The following is a 292-nucleotide window of genomic DNA, read 5'->3' as shown; positions in this document are numbered from 1 at the left end:
CGCTCCGCTCATGCGAAAGACCATCATTTCGCTTTGTGAGCTGCTCGCGGTTCTCATCGCGGTCGTGCTGCTCGCCCCTGCTGTCCCTGCCTCCGCGGCCGAGCCCTTGCCGCTCCCGGAGGACGATCCGTTCTTCGCCGCACCGGCCGACCTGGCGTCGTACCAACCGGGGCAGGTGATCGCGTCACGTCGGGTCCAGGTCAGGTCCTTCGAGCTGCCGATCCCTGCCGCTGCCTGGCAGTTGCTCTACCGCACCTCGGACCGCACCATGACACCGACCGTGACCGTCACC

At 67.5% G+C, this 292-nt stretch carries 1 pseudogene; it reads left to right on the top strand.

From position 1 onward, the window contains the following. Positions 1-10 precede the first annotated feature (10 nt). Positions 11-292, top strand: a pseudogene (locus ACOADB_RS25815) (hypothetical protein); the annotation flags it as partial.

The organism is Nocardioides sp. CPCC 206348 (genome assembly GCF_048654705.1).
Lineage (GTDB): Bacteria > Actinomycetota > Actinomycetes > Propionibacteriales > Nocardioidaceae > Nocardioides.
The sequence above is the reverse complement of the archived record's forward strand: the minus strand, read 5'-3'. Positions and strand labels throughout refer to the sequence as shown.